The 6650-nt window shown below is 63.1% G+C and carries 9 protein-coding genes; 2 read left to right on the top strand and 7 right to left on the bottom strand.

The window, feature by feature from the left end; genetic code table 11:
• Positions 1 to 66 precede the first annotated feature (66 nt).
• From SAZ10_RS30585 to SAZ10_RS30610, 6 genes are all read right to left on the bottom strand, one after another.
• A complete protein-coding gene (locus SAZ10_RS30585; RefSeq protein WP_318613258.1) occupies positions 67 to 816 on the bottom strand; it encodes an electron transfer flavoprotein subunit beta/FixA family protein in 750 nt (249 codons plus the stop codon).
• A gap of 214 nt (positions 817 to 1030) precedes the next feature.
• A complete protein-coding gene (locus SAZ10_RS30590; RefSeq protein ID WP_318613259.1) occupies positions 1031 to 1531 on the bottom strand; it encodes an isoprenylcysteine carboxylmethyltransferase family protein in 501 nt (166 codons plus the stop codon).
• Position 1532: 1 nt separating this feature from the next.
• A complete protein-coding gene (locus SAZ10_RS30595) occupies positions 1533 to 2303 on the bottom strand; it encodes a rhomboid family intramembrane serine protease (protein WP_318613260.1) in 771 nt (256 codons plus the stop codon).
• 141 nt (positions 2304 to 2444) lie between these two features.
• Entirely contained in the window at positions 2445 to 3026 is a 582-nt protein-coding gene (locus SAZ10_RS30600) for a cob(I)yrinic acid a,c-diamide adenosyltransferase (RefSeq protein ID WP_318613261.1), read from the bottom strand.
• A 2-nt stretch (positions 3027 to 3028) separates the two neighbouring features.
• Positions 3029 to 3232 (bottom strand): twin transmembrane helix small protein, encoded by a 204-nt coding sequence (locus SAZ10_RS30605; RefSeq protein WP_318613262.1) that lies wholly within the window; start codon positions 3230 to 3232, stop codon positions 3029 to 3031.
• Positions 3233 to 3254: 22 nt separating this feature from the next.
• Positions 3255 to 4088, bottom strand: coding sequence for an SDR family oxidoreductase (locus SAZ10_RS30610; RefSeq protein WP_318613263.1), 834 nt, complete (start codon positions 4086 to 4088; stop codon positions 3255 to 3257).
• An 84-nt stretch (positions 4089 to 4172) separates the two neighbouring features.
• Here SAZ10_RS30610 and SAZ10_RS30615 point away from each other — a divergent pair, with 84 nt between their 5' ends.
• A complete protein-coding gene (locus SAZ10_RS30615; protein ID WP_318613264.1) occupies positions 4173 to 5033 on the top strand; it encodes a YihY/virulence factor BrkB family protein in 861 nt (286 codons plus the stop codon).
• A 126-nt stretch (positions 5034 to 5159) separates the two neighbouring features.
• Here SAZ10_RS30615 and SAZ10_RS30620 read toward each other — a convergent pair whose 3' ends face one another.
• Complete coding sequence (locus tag SAZ10_RS30620) at positions 5160 to 6044, bottom strand: DMT family transporter (RefSeq protein WP_318613265.1); 885 nt, start codon at positions 6042 to 6044, stop codon at positions 5160 to 5162.
• A 146-nt stretch (positions 6045 to 6190) separates the two neighbouring features.
• On the opposite strand from SAZ10_RS30620, the gene SAZ10_RS30625 reads away from it, so the two are divergent.
• On the top strand, positions 6191 to 6478 hold the full coding sequence (locus SAZ10_RS30625) for a hypothetical protein (RefSeq protein WP_318613266.1): 288 nt from the start codon (positions 6191 to 6193) through the stop codon (positions 6476 to 6478).
• The last annotated feature ends 172 nt before the right edge of the window (positions 6479 to 6650 follow it).

Raw genomic sequence — 6650 nt, forward strand, 5'->3', positions numbered from 1 at the left:
TACTTCAGTACGTGAGCACCGGAAGCGCAGAAACCGGCCGTTTGCAGGCCGGCCTCATCGGAATTCCTACAGGACGCCGGCTTCGTTCTTCAGCTTGTCGACAAGCTCCTGGACGCTCTTCACCTTCACGCCTGCCTTGCGGCCACCCGGCTCCTCGGTCTTCAGCACCTTCAGCCGAGGCTTGATGTCGGCGCCGTAGTCGGCAGGGCTCTTTTCATCGAGCGGCTTCTTCTTGGCCTTCATGATGTTCGGCAGCGAGGCATAGCGCGGCTGGTTCAGCCGCAGATCCGTCGTCACGATCGCCGGCAGCTTCAATTCCACGATCTGCAGTCCGCCATCGACCTCGCGCGTCACCTTGGCCTTGTCGCCGTCGATGACGAGCTTGGAGGCGAAGGTGCCCTGTGCCCAGCCGAGCAGGGCGGCCAGCATCTGGCCGGTCTGGTTGGCGTCGTCGTCGATCGCCTGCTTTCCGACGATCACCAGCTCCGGCTTCTCGGCCTCGACCACGCCCTTCAGCACCTTGGCGACCCCGAGCGGCTCGGCCGCCTCGTCGGTCTTGACCAGGATCGCGCGGTCGGCGCCCATGGCGAGCGCGGTGCGCAAAGTCTCCTGCGCCTGCGCCGGCCCAATCGAGACCACGACGATCTGCTCGACCTTGCCGGCCTCCTTCAACCGGATTGCCTCTTCGACGCTGATCTCGTCGAACGGGTTCATCGCCATCTTTACGTTGGCGAGCTCGACGCCCGAACCGTCAGCCTTGACGCGAACCCTGACATTCGCATCGACAACCCGCTTCACGGGAACCAGCACCTTCATCGGATTTGTCACCTCTCTGATGGAATTTGGCGCGCGCTATAGCAGTGGGTTACCCGCAGCAATTGTCGAATGCCGACATGGCGGTCGAAAAAGCGGCGAATTTCCTCGCGCAGCGGCGCTACAGGCGGCTGAAGCGCGTCGGACCCCTAACCAGAACAATCGCAGGCGTCAATAATGCCATGGCCGGGCTAATCGGTTGAATACCGCCAGGGCCTCAGAAAGGCCAGCCGTAGCGCGGCACACTCGCCCTGTAATTTCGATACTGTTCGCCGAACCTGGCTTCCAGATAGCGCTCTTCGCGCGCGACCACACCGTAGTGCATGACCAACGCCCAGACCGGCAACAGCAGAAACGTCCAGTCTGAAGCGATGGCGACAGCGAGCGCCACGAGCAGAATGCCCTGGGCCTGGTATGCGGGATTGCGGGTCTTGGCGAAGATGCCGGCCGTTGCGAGCGCCTTGACCGACTGGCGCGGGTCGACCGGCGTGCCGAGCCGGCTGAATGTCGAGAAGAACGTCTTGGCCAGCCAGATCCCGACGATGGCGAGCAGCGCGGCGACCACGAGCCGCGCCGCAAGCGGGAGGAGGGCGCTCAGGATGCCGATCGGCACGAGCCAGTCGAGGGCGAGGCCGAGCAGCAGTGCCGCGAGAGAGATGAGCGGCGGCGGGGCAATGACCCCGGCATTGCCGCCCGCATGATCCCTTTGCTCGGTCATCTCACTGCCTTCCCCAGCGGGGTGCCGGCTTGGCCTGGACGGGGCGCACCGCGCTCGGCTCCTCGACCCTCACCGAGCGTGGCGTCACGATCCGGCGGTCGAGCACCGGTTGGTCGCGCCTGCGCAGGATCATCACCAGCACCGCTCCGGCGACGATGCCGCCGACATGCGCGGTCCAGGAGATCTCGTCCTTGCCGCCGGCGAGGAACATCATGAACTGGAAGGCGATCCACAGAGCGAGTGCGATCCAGGCCGGTACTCTCAGCGGAATGCGAGCGAAAGCCAGGATCCAGATCTTCACGCGTGGGTGCAGGATGAGATAGGCGGTGACCACGCCGGCAATGGCGCCCGAGGCGCCGATCAGAGGCTCCTGCGAGGCGGGGGCGACCATGCCGTGGACGAGCGCCCCGGCAATCGCGCATAGCAGGTAGAAGATGAGATAGCGGAAATGGCCGAGCGCATCTTCGACATTGTCGCCGAACACCCACAGGAACAGCATGTTGCCGCCGAGGTGGAAGATGTCGCCATGCAGGAACGCATAGGTGACATAGGTCGCATAGTCTGGGACCAGCACAAGCTCCGGCGGTCGCTCGACGATGTTGTGGACGGTGGAGGGGATGTAGCCCAGGCCCAGCACCGCCGCATTGGTGAAGTTCCGGCTACCGAGCGCTGTCAGCAGGTAGACGATGACGTTGGTGAGGATCAGGCCAATCGTTACATATTGCGCCCTGATGTGCTGCAGGCTGTTGGCGTCATGCAGCGGAATGAACATCCACGACCCCTCGCAGCCCCAGAGTGTTCAGAGCACCATGCCGAACCTCGCTTCGGGATCATGCTCCAAACATTTTTCTCGCAATCCTATCCAAAGACTTCGCAACTTGTGCTGCGCTGACCTTCGGTTCGGGATCATGCATTAGCGGTTCTTGCCCGGAACCCATAGCACATCGGCGTTTCCATTGTCATTGACGGACCTGGCCGCCACGAACAGCAGGTCGGAAACGCGGTTGATATATTTGAGACCCTCGGGATTGATCCGTTCGCCGGGCCTTGCGGCGAGCGCCACCATGACGCGCTCGGCGCGGCGCGCGACGGTACGAGCAAGATGCAAGGCAGCCGCAGCCGGCGAGCCACCTGGCAGGATGAAGGAGCGCAGCGGCTGGAGCCGAGCATTGAGCATGTCGATGTCGGTCTCGACCTTCTCGGTCTGAGATGCCACGATCCGCAAGGGCTCATAGCCGAGTGGCTTGCCATCCTCGGGTGTGGCCAGATCCGCGCCGAGGTCGAACAGGTCGTTCTGGATTCGCGAAAGCATCGCGTCGATCTCGAGGTGCACCGTCGCCGTATGAAGCCGGGCGAGCCCGATCGCCGCGTTCGCCTCGTCGACCGCGCCCACTGCCTCCAGGCGAAGATCGGCCTTCGAGCGACGGGCACCGCCGACGAGGCCCGTCGTGCCGTCGTCGCCGGTTCTTGTGTAGATCTTGTTCAGCTTGACCATCGTCAACCGCCACTCTTGTGGCGTGCGTAGTAGAGAGCGAGCACGACAAAGACGAGCGCAATCGCCTGCAGAGCGACACGCGCCTGCATCAGCTTGTTCGATGTGACGCCCGAGCCACCCTTCATCATGTTGATCAGCCCGCGCACAAGCACGATCACCACGGCGACCATCACGACAATGGCGAGGATGTTGAATAAGGTCGACATGGTCCGGCCCTCCGCGGCGGAATCAGGATTGTGACGCCAGCACGCGATAGAGCATGTGGGCTGGCAGGATGCGCTTCAGCGCGACGCCGATCTTTGCCGGCAAGGTCACCACATAATGCGGGCGCGGCTTCGGCGAAAGAAGCGCATGCCGCAAAACCACATAGACCGCTTCAGGCGTGAGCTTCAGCCGCGACTTCGAGCCACCGGCGTTCATGCGTGCAAGCTGTGCCCGGTAGGCATCGCGGTGCACCGAGTTCTCGTGGTCGACATAGCGCTCGAACCACGGGAGCGCGTTTGGCGCGATCCTTGATACGACCGGGCCGGGCTCGATCAGCGAGACATGGATGCCCGAGCCGGCCAGCTCCATGTGCATCGTCAACATCAATCCCTCGATGGCATGTTTGGAGGCGACGTAGGCGCCGCGCCAGAGCGCCGGCGTCAGTCCGAGGATCGACGAGCAGTGGACAATGCGGCCATGGCCCTGGCGGCGCATCACAGGCACGATGCGCCTCGTCAGGTCGTGCCAGCCGAAGAAATTCGCCTCGAACTGCTCGCGCAGCGCTTCGACCGGGAGGTCCTCGACGGCGCCTGGCTGGGCATGGGCGCCATTATTGAAGAGCGCGTCGAGCCGGCCGCCGGTCCGCTCGAGCACCGCGCCGACCAGCGCCTCGATAGATTGCGGCTCGCGATAGTCGAGATAGTAGGTCTCGATCCCCTCGGCCGTGAGCGCCGAGATATCCGCTTCCTTACGTGCGGTCGCGAAGACCCGCCAGCCGTCGCGGTGCAGGGCGCGGGCGCAATGGGCGCCGATGCCCGACGAGGCACCGGTGACGATGATTGTGCGCAACTCGCCCAAACCTTGCTCCCTTGCGCCCGGCTGTGCTTGCCATTTGTTATACTCACTTCACATATTCGGGCGAGGGAAACAACGGAGGGCCGATTGCGTTGGCTCGTCGCAGTGCGGCGCGTTCTGTTTGATGCGCTCGGTCACTTCAACAACGACGACGGCTGGGCGATGTCGAGCCATGTCGCCATCTCCGCATTGACTGCGCTGTTTCCGTTCCTGATCTTCGCCACTACGCTTGCGAGCTTCCTGGGCGCCGAGGCATTCGCGGAAACGGCCGTGCATCTGGTCTTCGATACATGGCCGGCAGAGATCGCCGCACCCATCGCGCACGAGGTGGTCAACGTGCTCACCGTGCAGCGCCGCGATCTCCTGACCTTCGGCGTCGTGCTTGCTGCCTATTTCGCCTCCAACGGCATCGAGGCGCTGCGCACCTCGCTCAACCGCGCCTATCGCGTCCGCGAGACCCGGTCGTTCCTTCACCGGCGCATCCAGAGCCTCGTCTTCGTGCTGATCGCGACGCTCAGCTTCCTGGCGATCAGCGTGCTTCTGATCCTCGCGCCGCTGATCGAGCGCTTTCTTGATTCGCATTTCGTTTGGATCAGACCGTATCTCGGCACCATCACGCTGTGGCGCTTCATTATCGCCGCGGCGGTTATCGTGTTCGGGCTGGTGGCGGTGCATGTCTGGCTGCCGGCGGGCCGGCGGCGGTTAACCGAGATCGTGCCCGGCATCCTCTTCACGCTTGCGGGGTGGCTTACCGGCTCGACCATGTTCGCTGCCTATCTCGACAAATTCTCGTCCTACGTGACCACCTATGCCGGCCTTGCCTCGATCATGATCGCCATCGTCTTCCTGTACATCAACTCGGTGATCTTCATCCTCGGCGGCGAGCTCAACGCGGCGATCAGCAGGTATTTGGCGGGGCGGGCGAAGGTGAGGAGAGTAAGGGAGTAGGGCGGTAAGGCAGTAGGGCATGGGGTATTCTTGGCGCCGCCTGCAAGCTCAAGAAATTGACTTGCAATAAAACGAGAAGCCAGCAGACATTTTTCTACTGCCCTACTGCCCTACTGCCCTACTGCCCTACTGCCCTACTGCCCTACTGCCCTTTCTCGTCGCCAATCCTACGCCGAACGTAGTCAGCGCCATTCCCGCGACCTGGACGAGCGAGAGACTCTCGCCGAACAAGGCCCAGGCGATCACCGCGGTTACTGCCGGCACGAGATAGAAAAGTGAGGCCACCTTGGACATCTCGCCTTCGCGTATCATGTACATCAGAAGGAAGATCGCGCCGATCGAGAGCACCAGGACCAGCCAGGCCATGGCGAAGAGCAGTTCGCCGTTGATTGTCACCTGTCGCGTCTCGACCGCGAGCGAGCCGGCCGTCATCAGCACGGATGCCCCGAGATACTGGTAGAGCGCGCTTGTCACCGGGTCGGTCCCGTTGCCGAACCTTTTCTGGATGATTGTGCCGAGGCTCATGCCGACCACCGCAATCACGGAGGCGGCGAGTGTCGCCAGCGTGATGCCGGCGCCTGCGGCGCCGAATTTCGGCGAGAGCACGATGACGACGCCGACGAAGCCCAGCCCGAGGCCCAGCCAGTGCTTGGGGAGGATCTTCTCGCCCAATATCTGACCGGCCATCACAGCGGTGATGAGCGGCTGCAGCCCGACGATCAGCGCCGAGATACCGGCCGGCATGCCGCGATGGATCGCCCAGAATACGCCGCCGAGATAAACGCCATGCATCAACAAGCCGGCCAGGGTTGCGTGCAGTGCGTTGGCAAGGCTCGTTTTGCGCGCGCCCCGCACAATCAGGACGGCGGCCAGCATGACAAATGCGATGAGGAACCGCCCGGCAAGAAAGGTGAACGGCTCGGCCCACGGCATGGCATAGCGCGCGCCGATGAAACCGGTTGCCCAGAGCAGGACGAAAAGGGGCGGAACGAGGCGCGTTGCAGACGACATTAGAGAGAGCGACGGGGAGGGGGCAGGCAGGATCGGTCTAATGCCGACGGCTGGCGTAAGCAAAGCGAAAGGATTGAACCATAGGCTGAACATTGCTGAACCAGGGTGGCGGCTGTTCCGGGGTTGACGGTTCGAAAGGGCCGCGCATGCTGTGGAATCTCGACGCCTCCTGGCTGATGATGGCGATCGCAACCGTCGCCGTGCTCTCCTATTTCTTCGGCGCCGCCCTCGACGCGCTGATGCGGGAAGATGGCTTCGGCTCCTTCGGCAATGCGCTCATCATCTCCGGCAGCTTCTTCGCGTCGATCCTTGGCGCCAATCACGAGGGCTACAATCTGCGTGAGATGCATGCCGCAGTGCTTGTCGGGCTCGCAGGCGCATTCGTGGTTCTCGTTTCGCTGGCGGTTGTGAAGGCGTTGCTGGCGAGGATGTGAGGGTGCGCTCCGCCCGCCTACCTGATCCGACGTCGCCTTCTGGAGAACCCCTCATCCGTCTCGGCGCTTCGCGCCGATCCACCTTGCATTGGAAATTGTGTACGAAGACGGGTCTCGCAAGGGACGCCAATGGCCGGGTGGCCACCCGGCCATTGGCGCCGATCGTCGGATC

The sequence above is a fragment of the Mesorhizobium sp. BAC0120 genome (assembly GCF_033542235.1).
GTDB lineage: Bacteria > Pseudomonadota > Alphaproteobacteria > Rhizobiales > Rhizobiaceae > JAWRCU01.